Source organism: Streptomyces sp. NPDC037100 (genome assembly GCF_055606225.1).
In genome coordinates, this window is the sequence record NZ_JBVJSX010000007.1 from 28,294 (window position 1) to 45,456 (window position 17,163).

Below are 17,163 nucleotides of genomic sequence, written 5' to 3' on the forward strand. Positions count from 1 at the left end.
CTGTTCTGTCGGGCGCAAGTCTGATCATGTGAACGTCCCCTGTGGGGATGTGCTTCAGGGGCGCGGGGAACGGCGCGATCGGCCACGTACGGCCGGTGCTCGCGCATGAACCCCGCGCCCTGTTCTGTCGGGCGCAAGTCTGATCATGTGAACGTCCCCTGTGGGGATGTGCTTCAGGGGCGCGGGGAACGGCGCGATCGGCCACGTACGGCCGGTACTCGCGCATGAACCCCGCGCCCCGTTCTGTCGGGCGCAAGTCTGATCATGTGAACTCCCCCTGGGGGGACGTGCTTCAGGGGCGCGGGGAACTGCGCGACGAGCCACGTACGGCGGGTACTCGCGCACGTACCTCGCGCCCCGAGCCATGGGGCGTAAATTGATCACATGTCGCTGCTCCCCAACTCGCGTACAGAACCCGACGGTTCCGCAGTCATCAGGGTCCTCAGCTACAACATCCGCTCCATGCGCGACGACACCGACGCCCTGGCCCGGGTCATCAAGGCCTGCGCACCCGACCTCGTCCTCATCCAAGAAGCCCCCCGTTTCTTCCGCTGGCGCAAGAAACTCGCCCGCCTGGCCCTCGCCTCCGACCTGGTGATCGTCACCGGCGGCGCCACCACCACAGGACCGGCGATCCTCAGCTCGCTGCGGGCGAGCATCGAACGCACCGAGGACATCCTCCTGCCCCCCACCCCGGGCCTGCACCGCCGCGGCTTCGCCACCGCGGTCGTCCGTTTCGCCGGCGCCCGCCTCGGCGTCCTCAGCTGCCACCTGTCCTTGCAGAAGGACGAGCGCTACGAGCAGTCCGGCATGCTCCTGGACCGGCTCGCCGGTCTGGGGGTGCAGCACGCGATCGCCGGCGGCGACCTCAACGAACGCCCAGACGGGCCGGCCTTCCGCCGACTGACCGAGCGCCTGACCGACTGCCGGGCCGCGGCCCCCTGGGGCGGCGAGCACACCTGGACGCCCACCGACCCCTACCAGCGCATCGACGCGATCTTCGCGACGAGGGGCATCGAGGTGCTGGGCTGCGGCGTGCCTCTCCCAGTCTCCGCTCCGGTCGAGCGGGGGGACCCCCACGGGCAGCCCGGGGTGTCCGAGGCAGACCTGAGGGCGGCCACGGACCACCTGCCGGTCCTGGCCGCCCTCAGAATTCCCGCTTCCTAGACGACATTCCCGCTTCCTAGACGACCGCGCCCCGCCCGGGGTCGTCGTCCTCCTCGTCGTCCGTGCGCATCCGCATCACCAGCGTCGCGAACCCGCCGAGGAACCCGCCGATCCCCAGGGTGGCCAGCCACCAGGTCATGTCCCAGCCGAGCAGCACGGCCAGCAGGAGCAGCACCGGCCCGCCGAGCACGCCGAGCCAGGCGAACTTGGCCGTGGGGTCGGCGGCGGGCAGCGGGGGCGGCTCCGGGGGCACGAAGTGGCCTTCGTCGTCCTCGTCGAAGTCGTCCTCGGCGGGCTCGGGGGTGGAGTAGTCGCGCGGGCCGACGCCGGGCGCGAAGGAGACCGAACCGCCCAGAGGCTTCACGGGCTCCTTACCGGGTCCGGACCCCTCGGCCTCCTCCGACTCGACCGGCTTCACGGCGTCCCCGGACTTCACGGCCGTGTCCCCCCGGTCGCCGTCCAGCACGGCGTCGTTGGTCCCGGCCGCCGGCAGGGCCAGGTCCTCGATGGACTTGAACGGCTTGGCACCCGGCGGGTCCGGCGGCTCCTCGCCGTACCCGGCGACGATCGCCGCCCAGGCGGCCTCCTCGTCGATGGGGACGCCCTTGTCGTCCGGCTCCCGGCCGTCGCGGTCGGAGTCGTGCTCAGCCACCTGCGGTCGTCCCTTCCTTGCCGAGCCCGGGCTCCTTGCCGAGGCCGGACGCGATGCGGCCGATGAACGCGAGGCTCTCCTCGTGGATCCGGTCCGCGTCATGGTCCAACGTGGCGACGTGGTAGCTCTGTTCCAGGATGACCTCTTTCACGTCCGTCGACGAGATACGGCTGAGGATCCGGGCGGAGTCGACGGGCGGCACCACATGGTCCTGCGGGCTGCGCAGCAGCAGCACCGGCTGGGTGACCTGCGGCAGCTCGCGGTCGGTGGCCTGGAAGAACTGCCGCAGCGAGTGCGCCGCGTGCAGCGGCACCCGGTCGTAGCCGAGCTCCTTGCCGTCCGGCTTGGCGATGTCGCTGGCGATGCCCTTCGTCGCGGGGACGAGGTGGCGCACCACCGGCAGGGCGTGCGCGGCCAGGCCGTGCACCTTGTTCGCGGGGTTGACGACCATGACACCGCGGACGGTGTCGCCGTGCTTCGCGGCCAGCCGCAGGGCCAGCGCGCCGCCCATCGACAGACCGGCCACGAAGACCGTCTCGTGGCGCTCGCACAGCAGGCGCAGCTCGCGGTCGACCTCCGCGTACCAGTCCTGCCAGCCGGTGATCCGCAGGTCCTCCCAGCGCGTGCCGTGCCCGGGCAGCAGTGGCAGGGAGACGGTCAAGCCGTGCTCGGCGAGGTACTCCGCCCAGGGGCGCAGCGACTGCGGTGATCCGGTGAAGCCGTGGCAGAGGAGGACGGCTACCTCTCCGCCCTCGTGGTGAAACGGCTCGGCTCCGGCAAGGACCGGCACCTTCGGCCTCCTGGTCGTGAGAAGGGACTGGCACGATCACGGAATGTCACGGAACGTCATGGAAGGGGTCGCACGGCGTTCGCGGGACCTTCACCGTACGCGACCGCACTGACACCGACCAGGGCCGTCGGCGCCTTTGACAGCGCTCCGGGTTAAGGTCTGATCGACACATACAGGAGGCACTCGGTTGTTGTACGGCGCGATGAAGGTCACCATCGGGGGTCCGCTGAAGCTCGCCTTCAGACCCTGGGTGGAGGGCCTGGAGAACGTACCCGCCGAGGGCGCTGCGATCCTGGCGAGCAATCACCTGTCGTTCTCCGACTCGTTCTTCCTGCCCGCCGTCCTGGACCGCAAGGTCACCTTCATCGCGAAGGCCGAGTACTTCACCACGCCCGGTGTGAAGGGCCGGCTGACGGCCGCCTTCTTCAAGGGGGTCGGGCAGCTCCCGGTGGACCGCTCCGGTGCCCGCGGCGCGGGTGAGGCCGCGATCAAGAGCGGCATAGACGTGCTGGAGCGCGGTGAGCTGTTCGGGATCTACCCGGAGGGCACGCGCTCGCCCGACGGACGGCTCTATCGGGGCAAGCCGGGCGGCCTCGCGCGCGTGGCGCTCGCCACCGGCGCGCCCGTCATCCCGGTCGCCATGATCGACACGGAGAAGATCCAGCCGCCCGGGAAGGTCATGCCGAAGCTGATGCGGCCCGGCATCCGGATCGGCAAGCCCCTGGACTTCAGCCGCTACCAGGGCATGGAGCACGACCGGTTCGTGCTGCGCGCGGTGACCGACGAGGTCATGTACGAGATCATGAACCTCTCCGGCCAGGAATACGTCGACATGTACGCCACGGCCATGAAGCGGCAGCTCACGGAAGCGGCGAAGGCGGAGAAGGAAGCCGAGAAGGCCGCCAGGGCCGCCCTCGCACGGGCGGAGAAGGAACAGGCCGAGAAGGAGAAGGCCGAGAGGGAACAGGCCGAGAGGGAACAGGCCGAGAGGGAACAGGCCGCGAAGCAGGAGCAGGCGGAACAGCAGACGGAGCGGCGGCGGACCGAGCCCTAGCCGGGGCTTCGGTCGGGGGGCGGGGGAGATGGCCAAGCGCGAGCGCGTCATGAGAATGTCGGTCGAGCAGCCGCTGTGGCGTGCGCTCACCGGCTACCGGGTGCTCACGATGCTGTACGCGGTCGGCCTGTTCGCCACCGCCTACGAGGAGTTCACCCGCCCCTGGATCGCCGTCGCCTACTACGTCGTGCTCTGCGGCTGGACCCTGGCCACGCTGCCCCGGGTCGCGAACGCGGCCCGCTGCACCAAGCGGTTCCTCGCCGCCGACCTCACCATCGCCCTCACCGGCATCCTGCTCACACCCGTCGCCGACGCGCACGAGCGGGTCCAGTCGGGCGGCCCGACCCTGCCGTCGATATGGACCGCCGGCGCCGTCCTCGCCTTCGCCATCAAGGGCGGCTGGCGCTGGGCGGCCCTCGCCTCCGGCCTGGTGGCCGTCGCCAACCTGGTCGAGCGCGGCAGCCCGGCCCGCGACACCGTCCACAACGTCATCCTGGTCTGCATCGCCTCCGTCGCCATCGGCTACGTCGTCGAGGTCGCCCGCGCCTCCGAGCGCACCCTCGCCCGCGCCTTGGAGATCGAGGCCGCCACACGCGAGCGCGAGCGTCTGGCCCGGGACATCCACGACAGCGTGCTCCAGGTGCTGGCGATGGTGCAGCGCCGCGGGGCCGTGATCGGAGGAGAGGCCGCCGAGCTGGGCCGGATGGCCGGTGAGCAGGAGGTCGCGCTGCGCACCCTGGTCTCCGGCGGCCTCGTCCCCGTCTCCCGCGTGTCCGAGGACGCCGCTAAGGGCGCGGTCGTACGAGCCGTCGACGAGGAGCCGGAGGAGAGCGGCCCCGTCGACCTGCGTGCCCTGCTCGCACCGTACGCGGGCGCCCTGGTCAGTCTCGCCGAGCCCGGCGCGCCCGTACCGCTGGCGCCGGCCACCGCCCGGGAGGTGGCCGCCGCGGTCGGGGCCGCCCTGGACAACGTCCGCCGGCACGCCGGTCAGGACGCGCGCGCGTGGATCCTGGTCGAGGACGAGCCGGACGAGGTGATCGTCACCGTACGGGACGACGGGCCCGGCATCCCGGAGGGGCGGCTGGACCAGGCCGAGGGCGAGGGGCGGCTCGGTGTCGCCCTGTCGATCCGCGGGCGGCTGCGCGACCTCGGCGGCAGCGCGGAGCTGATCTCGGTGCCGGGCCAGGGCACGGAGGTCGAGCTGAAGGTACCGAAGGACGTGACGAACACACGGGGGAAGGCGGAGCAGCGATGACGGAGACCACCGGAGACCGGCAGGACCCGATCAAGGTCATGGTCGTCGACGACCACCCCATGTGGCGCGACGCGGTCGCCCGCGACCTGGCCGAGTCGGGCTTCGAGGTGGTCGCCACCGCGGGCGACGGCGACCAGGCCGTACGCCGCGCCAAGGCCGCCGCACCCGACGTCCTCGTGCTCGACCTGAACCTGCCCGCCAAGCCCGGCGTGCAGGTCTGCAAGGAGGTCGTCACCGCGAACCCGGCGCTCAGGGTGCTCGTGCTGTCCGCGAGCGGCGAGCACGCCGACGTCCTGGAGGCCGTGAAGTCCGGCGCGACCGGCTATCTGCTGAAGTCCGCCTCCACCGAGGAACTGCGGGACGCGGTCCGCCGCACGGCCGTCGGCGACCCCGTCTTCACCCCCGGCCTCGCCGGACTGGTCCTCGGCGAGTACCGCCGCCTGGCCTCCGAACCCGCCCCCGCCGCCGACACCGGCGAACCCAAGGCGCCCCGGCTCACCGACCGCGAGACCGAGGTGCTGCGCCTGGTCGCCAAGGGCCTGAGCTACAAGCAGATCGCCGAACGCCTGGTCATCTCCCACCGCACGGTGCAGAACCACGTCCAGAACACCCTCGGCAAGCTCCAGCTGCACAATCGTGTGGAACTCGTCAGGTACGCGATAGAGCGCGGCCTCGACGACGAGTGAGGCGCACGTCACACTGACCTTTCGTCAGGTACCTGCGGCGAAGGGACTGTTCCATGCGCGTCGGAGTACTGACCGGAGGCGGCGACTGCCCCGGCCTCAACGCCGTCATCCGGGCCGTCGTCCGCAAGGGCGTGCAGGAGTACGGCTATGACTTCACCGGCTTCCGGGACGGCTGGCGAGGGCCCCTGGAAGGCGACACCGTCCGCCTCGACATCCCCGCGGTGCGCGGCATCCTGCCCCGCGGCGGCACCATTCTCGGCTCCTCGCGGACCAACCCGCTGAAGGTCGAGAACGGCATCCGCCGGATCAAGGAGACCCTCGCCGGACTGGAGGTGGAGGCGCTCATCGCGATCGGCGGCGAGGACACCCTGGGCGTGGCCGCCCGCCTGTCCGACGAGCACGGCGTGCCCTGCGTGGGCGTTCCCAAGACCATCGACAACGACCTGTCCGCCACCGACTACACCTTCGGCTTCGACACCGCCGTCGGCATCGCGACCGAGGCCATCGACCGGCTGCACACCACCGCCGAGTCCCACATGCGGGTCCTGGTCGTCGAGGTGATGGGCCGGCACGCCGGCTGGATCGCCCTCCACTCCGGCCTGGCCGGCGGCGCCAACGTCATCCTCATCCCCGAGCAGCGCTTCGACGTCGAGCAGGTGTGCACCTGGGTGACCTCCCGGTTCCGGGCGTCGTACGCGCCGATCGTGGTGGTCGCCGAGGGGGCGATGCCGAAGGACGGCGACATGGTCCTCAAGGACCAGTCCCTGGACTCCTTCGGGCACGTCCGGCTGTCCGGAGTGGGCGAATGGCTCGCCAAGCAGATCGAGAAGCGCACCGGAAACGAAGCCCGCACGACCGTCCTGGGGCACGTCCAGCGCGGCGGCACCCCCAGCGCCTTCGACCGCTGGCTCGCCACCCGCTTCGGCCTGCACGCCATCGACTGCGTCCACGACCGCGACTTCGGCCGGATGGTCGCGCTGCGCGGCACCGACATCGTCCGCGTCCCCATCGCCGACGCCACCGCCCGCCTGAAGACGGTGGACCCGGCGCTGTACGAGGAGGTCGGGGTGTTCTTCGGCTGACCGCCGGGCGCCCGGTGCCGGTCGAGGCCGTGCGGCCCCGACCGGCCCGCACTACACCGAGGGCGCGCCCGTCTCCCGCAGCCGCCCCACCAGCTCCCGCACCACCGCCGCGCCGTTCAGCGTCAGCACCGACTCGGGGTGGAACTGCACCCCGGCGAACCCGGGCGCGCGCAGCGCGTGCACCTCACCGTCGGCGGCGCGCGAGACCTCGACCCCGCGCGCCGCCAGCTCGGCCGCCGCCTCCTCGTCGCAGCGCGCCACGAAGCTGTTGTAGAACCCGACGGTCTCCCGCCGCCCGAACAGCTCGATCTGCGTCTGCGCCCCCTGGAAGGGCACGTCCTTGCGCACGATGTCCAGTCCCAGCTCGGCCGCGATCAGCTCGTGCCCGAGGCAGACGCCCAGCACGCCCTGCCCTTCGCCCCTGATCACCTCGGCGGTGAGGGAGCGCAGGAACCGCATCTTCGGATCCGCCAGGTCGGACGGGTCCCCCGGCCCGGGACCCAGCACCACCGGACCCTCGTGCCCGAGCACCGCCTCCCGCAGCCCCGGCTCGTCGTACCGCCGCACGCTCACCTCCAGGCCGCCGGCGCGCAGCAGGTGCGCGAGCATCGCCGTGAAGGTGTCCTCGCCGTCGACGACCAGGGCGTGCCCCGCCGGCTCCGGCGAGCGCTCCTGCATCCGCAGCCAGAAGGGCGCGAGCGAGGCCCGGCGCCCGTCCAGCGCGGCCCGCACACGCGGGTCGTCGGCCAGGCACGCCCGGGTGTGCTCGGCACGCGGCCGGGACGGCCGCACTCCCAGGGCCGCCAGCACGCCCGCCGCCTTGGCGTGCGTCTCGGCCACCTCGCTCGCCGGGTCCGAGCCGCGCACGAGGGTCGCGCCGACCGGCACCCGCAGCCGCCCGCCCGCATCGATGTCGGCGGTGCGGATCAGAATGGGGGAGTCGAGGGTCTGGACGCCCGCGTCCCGGCCGATCAGGGCCAGAGCGCCCGCGTAGTACCCCCGCCCCCCGCTCTCGTGCCGCTCGATCACCCGGCAGGCGTTCTGCACCGGCGAACCGGTGACGGTCGCCGCGAACATGGTCTCCTTCAGCACCTCCCGCACGTCCAGCGTGGACCTGCCACGCAGCTCGTACTCGGTGTGCGCGAGGTGCGCCATCTCCTTCAGCCGGGGTCCGACGACCACTCCGCCCATGTCGCCGACGGTGCACATCATCTTGAGCTCCTCGTCGACGACCATCGACAGCTCCTCGATCTCCTTGCCGTCGGCGAGGAAGTCCAGCAGGTGCTCCGGCGTCGGCCCCTCGGCGGGGTAGCGGTAGGTGCCGCTGATCGGGTTCATGACGACCGTGCCGCCGGACATCCGGACGTGCACCTCGGGGCTGGCCCCCACCAGCGTGCGGTCCCCGGTGTGCACGACGAACGTCCAGTACGCCCCGCGCTCGCCTTCCAGCAGCCGCCGGAACAGCGCCAGCGCGTCGGCCCGGCCGAAGCCGGGGATCTCGCCCTCGTACGTCCGCCGGATCACGAAGTTCGCGCCCTCGCCCCGCCCGATCTCTTCCCGCAGCACGCGTCCGACGATCTCGCCGTACTCCTCGTCGGCGACGTCGAAGCCGCCGCCCTCGACGCGCACGTCGTGCGCCGGGAGCTGCCGAAGGGCGTCGACCAGGGGGACGGCGTACGACTCCTCGGGTGTGAGTGCCAGCAGGGGCGTGCCGTCGTCGCGGACGTCGAAGCCGCGCTCGCGGATCTGCCGGAAGGGCACCAGCGCCAGGCTCCGGTCGGGGAGGTCGGCGAGCCGGTCGTACGGGGCGACCGGGCCGATCAGGACCTCGACCAGATCGTGGTCGTGGCCCGGGGTGCGGCGGCGCAGCAGGGCGAACGGACGGGAGTCGTCCGGCAAGCCGAGCAGGTTCATGGGTCCGTGCTCCATCTCGGTGAGAGAGGAACGGACCCCCGGGAAACACCGAAGGCCGCCCCTCGGGCGGCCTTCGCGAAGTCTTGAGTACGCGCAGTCAGCGGGCCGCCGGATGAGCGGTCCACCACCAGGTCTGGATCGAGTGCGCGAACATGCGACGCACCCTACCCCATGTCCGAGGGGTGTTCGGGGTGTCTCACTTGCTGGGCATGGGTCAGGACGCCCGACACGACCCCGTAATGTTGGTGGGGTGACCGTGAACGCTAAGACCAGCGCGAGTGCTGGCAACACCTGGCGAGACCTGCCCGCGGCGCAGCAGCCCGAGTACCCCGACACCGAGGCTCTGCGCGCAGTCGTTGCGGACCTCGAGTCGTATCCGCCGCTCGTCTTCGCGGGCGAGTGCGACCAGCTGCGCGCCCGGATGGCGGCCGTCGCCAAGGGAGAGGCGTTCCTCCTCCAGGGCGGCGACTGTGCCGAGGCCTTCGACGCGGTGTCCGCCGACCACATCCGCAACAAGCTGAAGACGCTGCTCCAGATGGGCGCCGTGCTCACGTACGCCGCGTCGGTGCCGGTCGTGAAGGTCGGCCGGATCGCCGGGCAGTACTCCAAGCCGCGCTCCAAGCCGACCGAGACCCGCGACGGCGTGACGCTGCCGACCTACCGCGGCGACTCCGTCAACGGCTTCGACTTCACCGAGGCCGCGCGCGTCCCGGACCCCGAGCGGCTGAAGCGGATGTACCACGCGTCCGCCTCCACGCTGAACCTGGTGCGCGCCTTCACCACCGGCGGCTACGCCGATCTGCGCCAGGTGCACGCCTGGAACCAGGACTTCGTGAAGTCGTCCCCGTCGGGGCAGCGCTACGAGCAGCTGGCGCGCGAGATCGACAACGCGCTGAACTTCATGCACGCCTGCGGGACCGACCCGGAGGAGTTCAAGACGGTCGAGTTCTACGCCTCGCACGAGGCGCTGCTGCTCGACTACGAGTCCGCGCTGACCAGGGTCGACTCGCGCACCGGGCAGCTGTACGACGTCTCCGGGCACATGGTGTGGATCGGTGAGCGCACCCGGCAGCTCGACCACGCGCACATCGAGTTCGCCTCGAAGATCCGCAACCCCATCGGCATCAAGCTGGGTCCGACGACCACCGCCCAGGACGCGCTGCAGTACATCGAGCGCCTCGACCCCGAGCGGGAGCCGGGCCGGCTGACCTTCATCGTCCGCATGGGCGCCGACAAGGTCCGCGACAAGCTCCCCGAGCTGGTCGAGAAGGTCACCGCCTCCGGGGCGACCGTCGCCTGGGTGACCGACCCGATGCACGGCAACACCTTCGAGGCGGCCTCCGGGCACAAGACCCGCCGCTTCGACGACGTGCTCGACGAGGTCAAGGGCTTCTTCGAGGTCCACAAGGCCCTGGGCACCCACCCGGGCGGCATCCACGTGGAGCTCACCGGCGACGACGTCACGGAGTGCGTTGGCGGCGGCGACGAGATCTTCGTCGACGATCTGCACCAGCGCTACGAGACGGCCTGCGACCCGCGGCTCAACCGCAGCCAGTCGCTCGACCTGGCCTTCCTCGTGGCCGAGATGTACAGGGACCAGTAGCAGGTCCGCCTGTTACCCGGGCACGGACTGGGGCGCGGATCACACGATCCGCGCCCCACTCCACTTTTCCGCTCCCGACCCGACGGGTAAGGTTAGGTTAGCCTCACCGATGAACGGGGACGGCAGATCCGGGAACGACCCGTCGGGAGGTGGACCGCGTGTACGTCTGCAGTTGCTTCGGCATCACCGAACAGCAGGTCAAGCAGCACGCGGACGGCGGCGCCTGCACCCCCCGCCAGATAGCCTCCGCCTGCAAGGCGGGCACCGACTGCGGGTCATGCGTGCGCCGCATCCAGGCGATCCTGGGCAGGGGGTCCTGCCCCCGCCGCGACCTGGCCGACCGGGGCGAGCCGGTTCTCGCGGAACTGGAAGACGCCGCCTGACGGCAGCCTTTCAGCTCGGCTGCTCGATCTGCTGCGCGATGTACAACGCCTCGCCGAGCTTGTCGATCAGCTCCAGCTGCGTGTCCAGATAGTCGATGTGGTGCTCCTCGTCCTCCAGGATCGTCTCGAAGAGGTTCGCGGACGTGATGTCGCCCTTGCTGCGCATCACCTCGATGCCGCGCCTGAGCCGGTCGATCGCCTCCACCTCGACCTGCCGGTCCGCCTGGAACATCTCGGTGACCGTCTGGCCGACCCGTACATGGAAGAGCCGCTGGTAATTGGGCAGGCCGTCCAGCATGAGAATGCGTTCGGTGATCTTGTCCGCGTGCTTCATCTCGTCGATGGACTCTTCACGCGTGTACTTGGCGAGCTTGGTCCAGCCGTTGTTGTCCTGGATCCGGTAGTGCAGCCAGTACTGGTTGATCGCCGTCAGCTCGCCGGTCAACTGCTCGTTGAGGAATTCGAGGACCTCGGGGTCGCCCTGCATCGCAGAGGCTCCTTCCGCGCGGGGGGAACTGGCAGGTTGCGCCGCATGATTCCACTGGTGAAGAAGATCGTCCAGTAAGTCTGCACTTAGTAAGTAAGGGCATGCTTAGTCGAGTTTGCTCCGTTTCGGAGTGGCCTCGGTCAGGGGCATCACCCGGGGTCTGTCAGGATGGAGTCATGGGTCAGCCGCTGGAACACGAATCGGGAGAAGGGCGCGATCCAGCAGGAGCGGCGCAGCCGGAGCTGCCCCCGGGCCAGCGGCTGCAACGCGGCTGGCCGGTCACGCACTACGGGCCCGTCCCCAAGTTCCGGCCCGAGCGCTGGGAGTTCCGCGTCTTCGGGGCCACCGCCGGCGGCGGCAAGCACTGCTGGACGCACGAGGAGTTCACGGCCCTGCCGCACACCACCGTCGTGGCCGATCTGCACTGCGTCACGAAGTTCAGCATGCTGGGCGCCGAGTGGGGCGGCATCCCCGCCCGCACGCTCCTCGACCTCGCCCCGCCCGCGGACGACGTCACCCATGTGATGGTGTGGGCCGAGTACGGATTCAGCTCCAACCTCCGGCTGTCCGACTTCGCCGACGAGCAGGTCCTGTTCGCCACCCACAAGGACGGCGAGCTGCTCACCGCCGAGCACGGCTTCCCGCTGCGCCTGATCGTCCCCCACCTCTACGCCTGGAAGGGCCCCAAGTGGGTGCGCGGTGTGGAGTACATGACCGCCGACCGGCGGGGCTTCTGGGAGGAGCGCGGCTACCACAACATCGGCGATCCCTGGCAGGAACAGCGCTACTCCTACCAGGAGCTGCCGGGGGACGGTCCCGACCTCTGAGGCGTCAGCCGTCGCGCAGCTTCTTCAGCCGCTCCACGTCGGCCGCGTGCCCCTGCTTGCCACCCGGCGTCTCGATGATCAGCGGCACGCCCGCGGTCGCGGGGTGCGTCATCAGCGCCCGGAACGGGTCCTCGCCGATGTGGCCCACGCCGATGTTCTCGTGCCGGTCCTTGTGCGCGCCCACCACGTCCTTGGAGTCGTTGGCGTGGATCAGCTTCAGCCGCCCCTCGCCGACGGTGTCCACCAGCAGGTCCAGCGTCTGGTGCATACCGCTCGGGCCGGTCAGGTCGTGCCCGGCGGCGTAGATGTGGCAGGTGTCCAGGCACACACCGAGCATCGGGTGGGCGTCCAGCGCCTCGAAGTACGGGCCGAAGTCCCACGTCCGTGAGCACAGCGAGGCGCCCTGGCCGGCCGTCGACTCCAGCAGCAGGAACGGGTCGTCGTCGTGCGTCAGCTCGTCCAGCAGCGGCAGTAGATGCTCCCGTACCTGCTTCAGCGCGACCGACCGCTCCCGGCCGCCGGTCGCGCTGCCGGTGTGCACGACCACGCCCAGCGCCCCGATCTCCCGCCCGCGCCGCAGCGAGTGCCGCAGCGACTCCACCGACCGCTCCACGGTCGCCTCGGTGTGCGAACCGAAGTTGATCAGGTAGGGGGCGTGGACGTACGCCGGGATCGACCCGTCCGCGCACGCCGCGCGGAACGCCTCGTCCTGCTTGGGGTTCCCGGTCGGAGTGGCCCAGCCGCGTGGGTTGGCGACGAAGACCTGGACGGCCTCCGCCTCCAGATCACGGGCGTACGACAGACCGACGGAGTGGAGCCCACCGGCCACGGGGACGTGGCCGCCCACCGGGTTGCGGGAGGGGCCGGACAGCTGACTGTTCACCCGTTCAGGGTGTCATGCGTCCGGCCCTGCCCCGTCCGCGGGCCTCACCTGATCTTGATGGTGATCGTCGAGCCCTTGGGCGCGGTCTCGCCGCCTTCGACGGACTGGCTCTTGACCTCGTCGCCGAACAGGCCGAACAGGCCACGGTCCTCGTCGACCTCGAACCCGGCGCCCTCCAGCGCCTGCCTGGCGTCGTCGACGCTGTCGCCGACCACGTCCGGGACCTCGATCATCTCGGGGCCCTTCGACAACGTCAGCGTCACCGTGTCGCCCTCGGCCGCCCGGATGCCGGACTTCGGCGTCTGGCGGACCACCTGGCCCTTGTCGTACTCGGAGGAGTTGACCCGCTCGGTGGCGATCTTCACCTTGAGGCCGGCCTCCGTCAGTTCGGACCGCGCGTCGGCCTCGTCCGAGCCGGTGACGTCGGGGATGTCGATGGGGGCGCCCTTGCTGACGACCAGCGCGACCGCCGTGCCCGCGCGCACCTTCGTGCCGTCGGCCGGGCGCGCGGAGATCACCGAGCCGCGTGGCACGTCCTCGCTGAACTCCCGGGTGACCATGCCCGGCTCCAGACCGTCCTTCCTCAGCTGGTCCCGCGCCTCGCCCAGCTTCTGGCCGGCCAGAGCGGGCACGCGCACGGTCTCGGGGCCGTCGGAGATGGTGAACGACACGGAATCGTTGACGCGGATCCGGGCGCCCGGCTCGGGGTTGGTGCCGATGATCGTGCCGCGCTTGACGGTGTCGCTGTGGGCGTGGCTGACCTTGCCGACCTCCAGACCCTCCTCCTGCAGCCGGTCCTCGGCCTCGTCCTGGGTCTTCGCCAGCAGCGGCGGGACCTTGGTGAACTGGCCGGAGTTGATGTACCAGACGCCGGCGCCGAGGCCGAGCACGAGCAGGACGGCGACGACGATCGCCGCCGGGCCGCGCCGGATTCCCGAGCGGCGCCGGGACGGCGGGGGCGGCGGCGGAGACGCGAAGCGGCTGGTGCGGTCGAGGGCGGGCCCGGAAGCGTCGTCGTCCCCGCCGGCCGGCAGCGGGCGGGGCGTGGTCAGGGCGCGCGGGATCACGGTCGTCCGGTCGTCGCCGTTGTCGTGGTCCACCGTGAGCGCCTGCGGCGGCACCGCGTCCAGCTGCTCCTCGTCCAGCCGGCCGCGTCCGTCACGGACCTGCGCGAGCAGCGCCACCGCGTCGTGCGGGCGGAGGGCCGGGGTGCGGGCCGTCGCCGAGGCCACCATCGCGTCCAGCTCGTACGCCATTGCGGGCACGGCGGCCGAGGGCGGGGGCACGTCCTCGTGCAGGTGCTTGTAGAGGATCACGGCGGGGGAGTCCCCGTCGTGCGGCTTGTCGCCGGTCAGCATCTCGTACAGCATCACGCCGCACGCGTACACGTCGACGCGGGGATCGGCGGTGCCGTCCTCTATCTGCTCCGGGGCGAGGTACGAGACCGTGCCGAGCACGGTGCCGGTGGTGTTCGTCACCGTGTCCACGGCCCGGACCAGGCCGAAGTCGGCGACCTTGACCCGCCCGTCGTCCCCGATCAGGACGTTCTCGGGCTTCATGTCGCGGTGCACGAATCCGGCACGGTGCGCCGCGCCCAGTGCGGCCAGCACCGGCTCCAGGATGTCCAGGGCGGCGCGCGGCTGCAGGGCCCCGCGCTCGCGCAGCACGTCCCGCAGGGTGCAGCCCGCGACGTACTCCATCGCCAGGTACACGTACGAGCCGTCGGTGCCCTGGTCGAAGACCTGCACCACGTTCGGATGGGCCAGCCGGGCCACGGACTTCGCCTCGCGGATGAAGCGCTCGACGAACGAGGCGTCGACCGCGAGCGAGGGGTGCATCACCTTGAGCGCGAGGACCCGGTCGAGCCGGGTGTCCACGGCCCGGTAGACCGTGGCCATCCCGCCGACCGCGATCCGCGCGTCGATGCGGTATCGGCCGTCGAGCACCTGCCCGACCAAGGGGTCCTGAAGGGTCGTGTCCACGCAGGCGAGTGTACGAGCCACGACCGACAGCCCTGTCCCCCCCGGCTGATTCCGGGGCGGGACTGCAGCCGACCTGTGACGTGTGCCCCTATGCCCCTATTGGAAAGCGGGCCGCTCCGGGTCCAGCACCGCCATGCCCTGCGCGGGAGACGACGCCCGGGCGAAATGCCGCCGGGGGATCCGCCCGGCCCGGTACGCCAGCCGCCCCGCCTCCACGGCGTGCCGCATGGCGTCGGCCATCAGCACGGGTTCCTGCGCCCGCGTCACCGCCGAGGCGAGCATCACGCCCGCACACCCCAGCTCCATCGCCAGCGCGGCGTCCGACGCCGTCCCCGCGCCCGCGTCCAGGATCACCGGCACGCGCGCGTGCTCGACGATCAGCTGGAAGTTGTGCGGGTTGCGGATGCCGAGCCCGGAGCCGATCGGCGAGCCGAGCGGCATGATCGCCGCACAGCCCACGTCCTCCAGCTTCCGCGCGAGCACCGGATCGTCGTTGGTGTACGGCAGCACCGTGAACCCGTCGTCGACCAGGGTCTCGGCCGCCTCCAGCGTCTCGACCGGGTCCGGCAGCAGCGTGCGCTCGTCGGCGATGACCTCCAGCTTGATCAGGTCCGTGCCGAGGGCCTCGCGTGCCAGGCGGGCCGTGAGGACGGCCTCGCCGGCCGTGAAGCAGCCCGCCGTGTTCGGCAGCACCCGGATGCCGAGCTTGTCGAGGACGGACAGCACCGAGCCGTGCACCGAGGCGTTCACCCGGCGCATCGCGACGGTCGTCAGCTCCGTCCCGGACGCGACCAGCGACCGCTCCAGCACGTCGAGGCTGGGCGCCCCGCCCGTGCCCATGATCAGACGGGACGTGAAGGACGTACCACCGAGGACGAACGGATCGTCGGCCATGGTCAGCCTCCCTGGACGGCGGTGAGGACTTCCACGCGGTCTCCCTCGGACAGGGGCGTGGAGGGCCACTGGGTGCGCGGGACGACGGTTTCGTTGAGGGCGGCGGCCACGCCCGAGGGCGAGGCCGTGAGCGACCTCACGACGGTGTCCAGAGCCGTGCCGGGCCCGACGTCCCGGGGCTCGCCGTTGACGGAGATGTTCATGCGGGCTGCTCCGTGAGTGCGGTGGCGGGGCTGAAGCGTTTCGGGGTGAAGGGACGGGCCTCCTCGGGGAGTTCGCCCGTCGCCAGGACGTGCGCCAGGGCGTCGCCGGTCACCGGTGTGAGCAGGACGCCGTTGCGGTAGTGCCCGGTGGCCAGCAGCAGCCCCTCCAGACCGGTGGGTCCGAGCAGCGGCGCGTTGTCGGGGGAGCCGGGCCGCAGCCCGGCCCTGGTCTCGGTGAGCGGCAGCTCGGTGATGCCCGGGACCAGCTCGTGCGCGTCCCGCAGCAGCTCGTACACGCCGCCCGCGGTCACGGTGGTGTCCCAGCCCAGCTCCTCGCTGGTGGCCCCGACGACCAGTTCGCCGCTCGCGCGCGGCACCAGGTAGACGTGGCTGCCGCGCACGACCGCGCGCACGGTCCGGTTCAGGAACGGCCCGTGCCGCTGCGGCATGGTCAGCCGCAGGACCTGGCCCTTCACGGGCCGCACAGGAGGCAGTACGTCCGCCGGGACGCCGGCGAGCCGCCCGCTGAGACTGCCCCCGGCGAGCACCACCTGCCCGGCGGCCGCCCCGGTCCCGTCCGCCAGAACGGCACCGGCGGCCCGGTCCCGGACGACGGTCAGCCGCTCCGCCCACGCCCGGTGGAAGACCACGCCCGCCCGCTCGCACGCGGCGAGAAGCGCCCCGGCCAGCCGCCGGGGATCGATCTGGTGATCACCGTCGACCCGCAGCCCCCCGCGCACGCCCGGCGCGAGCATCGGCTCCAGGCGCCGGCACTCGCGCCCCGACAGCCACTGCGACTCCAGCCCCGACTGCTGTTGCAGGGCGTGCAGTTCGCGCAGATGGGCCCGGTCGTCGGCGTCCAGGGCCACGGCGAGCGTGCCGCAGCGGCGGTAGCCGAGGTCCCGGCCGGTCAGCTCGGTGAGCTCGGCGGCGAAGTCCGGGTAGCGCCTGGCGGAGGCGAGGTTCAGGCCGAGCAGGGTCTGCTCGCCGTAGTGCAGTTCCGTGACGGCGGCCAGCATGCCGGCGGCCACCTGCGCGGCTCCGCCGCCCGGCTCGGGGTCCACGACGGCCGTGGTGAGGCCCCGTTGCGCGGCCCGCCAGGCCGTGACCAGGCCGATGATCCCGCCCCCGATGACCAGGACGTCTGACGATGTGGACGTAGGCGTCATGGGCGTCCAGCCCCTCCCTTCGCCGGCATGACCCGGATCAGGTTCGTACGGTCGGAGGCCGCCAGCCTCCCTCTCAGCCCGGTGCGTCCGGGCTCCCGCGAGTGCTTTACGTTGGCCACCCTAGCCCGACGC

The 17,163-nt window shown here is 71.5% G+C and carries 18 protein-coding genes and 1 riboswitch; of the genes, 8 read left to right on the top strand and 10 right to left on the bottom strand.

The genetic code is table 11. The features are described 5' to 3' along the window. The first annotated feature begins 384 nt into the window (after positions 1-384). Complete coding sequence (locus tag ACZ7EG_RS23155; RefSeq protein ID WP_471081999.1) at positions 385-1,167, top strand: endonuclease/exonuclease/phosphatase family protein; 783 nt, start codon at positions 385-387, stop codon at positions 1,165-1,167. A gap of 16 nt (positions 1,168-1,183) precedes the next feature. Here the strand turns inward: ACZ7EG_RS23155 and ACZ7EG_RS23160 are convergent, their stop codons facing one another. Together ACZ7EG_RS23160 and ACZ7EG_RS23165 are read right to left on the bottom strand one after the other, a co-directional pair. Beyond that, positions 1,184-1,819: a hypothetical protein gene (locus ACZ7EG_RS23160; RefSeq protein ID WP_471082002.1), complete on the bottom strand. Its 636-nt coding sequence runs from the start codon at positions 1,817-1,819 to the stop codon at positions 1,184-1,186. Then, complete coding sequence (locus ACZ7EG_RS23165) at positions 1,812-2,609, bottom strand: alpha/beta hydrolase (RefSeq protein WP_471082014.1); 798 nt, start codon at positions 2,607-2,609, stop codon at positions 1,812-1,814. The genes ACZ7EG_RS23160 and ACZ7EG_RS23165 overlap by 8 nt, the downstream gene beginning before the upstream one ends. Positions 2,610-2,811: 202 nt before the next feature. Between ACZ7EG_RS23165 and ACZ7EG_RS23170 the strand changes: the two genes are divergently transcribed. From ACZ7EG_RS23170 to ACZ7EG_RS23185, 4 genes are read left to right on the top strand one after another with little or no spacing between them, the layout of a single operon-like run. Continuing rightward, a complete protein-coding gene (locus ACZ7EG_RS23170) occupies positions 2,812-3,663 on the top strand; it encodes a lysophospholipid acyltransferase family protein (RefSeq protein WP_471082017.1) in 852 nt (283 codons plus the stop codon). A 28-nt stretch (positions 3,664-3,691) separates the two neighbouring features. After that, positions 3,692-4,918 (top strand): MacS family sensor histidine kinase, encoded by a 1,227-nt coding sequence (gene macS / locus ACZ7EG_RS23175; protein ID WP_471082020.1) that lies wholly within the window; start codon positions 3,692-3,694, stop codon positions 4,916-4,918. Beyond that, on the top strand, positions 4,915-5,604 hold the full coding sequence (locus ACZ7EG_RS23180) for a response regulator (protein ID WP_471082023.1): 690 nt from the start codon (positions 4,915-4,917) through the stop codon (positions 5,602-5,604). Before macS ends, ACZ7EG_RS23180 begins: the two co-directional genes overlap by 4 nt. 53 nt (positions 5,605-5,657) lie before the next feature. Next, entirely contained in the window at positions 5,658-6,686 is a 1,029-nt protein-coding gene (locus ACZ7EG_RS23185; protein ID WP_471082026.1) for a 6-phosphofructokinase, read from the top strand. Positions 6,687-6,737: 51 nt separating this feature from the next. On the opposite strand, the gene ACZ7EG_RS23190 is transcribed toward ACZ7EG_RS23185, so the two are convergent. Next, complete coding sequence (locus ACZ7EG_RS23190; RefSeq protein WP_471082029.1) at positions 6,738-8,600, bottom strand: anthranilate synthase family protein; 1,863 nt, start codon at positions 8,598-8,600, stop codon at positions 6,738-6,740. Between the two features lie 97 nt (positions 8,601-8,697). Further along, positions 8,698-8,754 (bottom strand): trp operon leader peptide, encoded by a 57-nt coding sequence (locus tag ACZ7EG_RS23195; protein WP_078602827.1) that lies wholly within the window; start codon positions 8,752-8,754, stop codon positions 8,698-8,700. Between the two features lie 96 nt (positions 8,755-8,850). Here ACZ7EG_RS23195 and ACZ7EG_RS23200 point away from each other — a divergent pair, with 96 nt between their 5' ends. Then, positions 8,851-10,203 carry a class II 3-deoxy-7-phosphoheptulonate synthase gene (locus tag ACZ7EG_RS23200; RefSeq protein ID WP_471082031.1) on the top strand — a complete coding sequence of 451 codons (1,353 nt, stop codon included), beginning with the start codon at positions 8,851-8,853 and terminating at the stop codon, positions 10,201-10,203. Between the two features lie 149 nt (positions 10,204-10,352). Continuing rightward, the gene (locus tag ACZ7EG_RS23205; RefSeq protein ID WP_403847260.1) at positions 10,353-10,586 is read left to right on the top strand and encodes a (2Fe-2S)-binding protein; all 234 of its coding nucleotides are present in this window, start codon (positions 10,353-10,355) and stop codon (positions 10,584-10,586) included. Between the two features lie 10 nt (positions 10,587-10,596). On the opposite strand, the gene bfr is transcribed toward ACZ7EG_RS23205, so the two are convergent. Further along, positions 10,597-11,073 (bottom strand): bacterioferritin, encoded by a 477-nt coding sequence (gene bfr / locus ACZ7EG_RS23210; RefSeq protein WP_471082035.1) that lies wholly within the window; start codon positions 11,071-11,073, stop codon positions 10,597-10,599. Positions 11,074-11,249: 176 nt separating this feature from the next. Here bfr and ACZ7EG_RS23215 point away from each other — a divergent pair, with 176 nt between their 5' ends. Beyond that, the gene (locus tag ACZ7EG_RS23215; RefSeq protein ID WP_471082038.1) at positions 11,250-11,900 is read left to right on the top strand and encodes a sulfite oxidase-like oxidoreductase; all 651 of its coding nucleotides are present in this window, start codon (positions 11,250-11,252) and stop codon (positions 11,898-11,900) included. Between the two features lie 4 nt (positions 11,901-11,904). On the opposite strand, the gene ACZ7EG_RS23220 is transcribed toward ACZ7EG_RS23215, so the two are convergent. From ACZ7EG_RS23220 to thiO, 5 genes are all read right to left on the bottom strand, one after another. Beyond that, positions 11,905-12,783: a deoxyribonuclease IV gene (locus ACZ7EG_RS23220; RefSeq protein ID WP_344457171.1), complete on the bottom strand. Its 879-nt coding sequence runs from the start codon at positions 12,781-12,783 to the stop codon at positions 11,905-11,907. A 44-nt stretch (positions 12,784-12,827) separates the two neighbouring features. Then, positions 12,828-14,765 (bottom strand): Stk1 family PASTA domain-containing Ser/Thr kinase, encoded by a 1,938-nt coding sequence (pknB, locus tag ACZ7EG_RS23225; RefSeq protein WP_471082042.1) that lies wholly within the window; start codon positions 14,763-14,765, stop codon positions 12,828-12,830. A 96-nt stretch (positions 14,766-14,861) separates the two neighbouring features. Then, the gene (locus tag ACZ7EG_RS23230) at positions 14,862-15,659 is read right to left on the bottom strand and encodes a thiazole synthase (protein ID WP_471082045.1); all 798 of its coding nucleotides are present in this window, start codon (positions 15,657-15,659) and stop codon (positions 14,862-14,864) included. A 2-nt stretch (positions 15,660-15,661) separates the two neighbouring features. Further along, positions 15,662-15,862, bottom strand: a complete 201-nt coding sequence (gene thiS, locus ACZ7EG_RS23235; protein WP_053671923.1) for a sulfur carrier protein ThiS — start codon at positions 15,860-15,862, stop codon at positions 15,662-15,664. Beyond that, the gene (gene thiO, locus ACZ7EG_RS23240; protein ID WP_471082049.1) at positions 15,859-17,031 is read right to left on the bottom strand and encodes a glycine oxidase ThiO; all 1,173 of its coding nucleotides are present in this window, start codon (positions 17,029-17,031) and stop codon (positions 15,859-15,861) included. Before thiO ends, thiS begins: the two co-directional genes overlap by 4 nt. Next, a riboswitch (TPP riboswitch) is annotated at positions 17,029-17,140 on the bottom strand. It overlaps the preceding gene by 3 nt. Positions 17,141-17,163 lie beyond the last annotated feature (23 nt).

Excerpts from the sequence above, each read along its gene's own strand:
- ACZ7EG_RS23155 (WP_471081999.1), top strand. The coding sequence starts at position 385 with ATGTCGCTGCTCCCCAACTCGCGTACAGAACCCGACGGTTCCGCAGTC.
- ACZ7EG_RS23170 (WP_471082017.1), top strand. The coding sequence starts at position 2,812 with ATGAAGGTCACCATCGGGGGTCCGCTGAAGCTCGCCTTCAGACCCTGG.
- macS (WP_471082020.1), top strand. The coding sequence starts at position 3,692 with ATGGCCAAGCGCGAGCGCGTCATGAGAATGTCGGTCGAGCAGCCGCTG.
- ACZ7EG_RS23180 (WP_471082023.1), top strand. The coding sequence starts at position 4,915 with ATGACGGAGACCACCGGAGACCGGCAGGACCCGATCAAGGTCATGGTC.
- ACZ7EG_RS23185 (WP_471082026.1), top strand. The coding sequence starts at position 5,658 with ATGCGCGTCGGAGTACTGACCGGAGGCGGCGACTGCCCCGGCCTCAAC.
- ACZ7EG_RS23190 (WP_471082029.1), bottom strand. The coding sequence starts at position 8,600 with ATGAACCTGCTCGGCTTGCCGGACGACTCCCGTCCGTTCGCCCTGCTG.
- bfr (WP_471082035.1), bottom strand. The coding sequence starts at position 11,073 with ATGCAGGGCGACCCCGAGGTCCTCGAATTCCTCAACGAGCAGTTGACC.
- ACZ7EG_RS23215 (WP_471082038.1), top strand. The coding sequence starts at position 11,250 with ATGGGTCAGCCGCTGGAACACGAATCGGGAGAAGGGCGCGATCCAGCA.
- ACZ7EG_RS23230 (WP_471082045.1), bottom strand. The coding sequence starts at position 15,659 with ATGGCCGACGATCCGTTCGTCCTCGGTGGTACGTCCTTCACGTCCCGT.
- thiS (WP_053671923.1), bottom strand. The coding sequence starts at position 15,862 with ATGAACATCTCCGTCAACGGCGAGCCCCGGGACGTCGGGCCCGGCACG.
- thiO (WP_471082049.1), bottom strand. The coding sequence starts at position 17,031 with ATGACGCCTACGTCCACATCGTCAGACGTCCTGGTCATCGGGGGCGGG.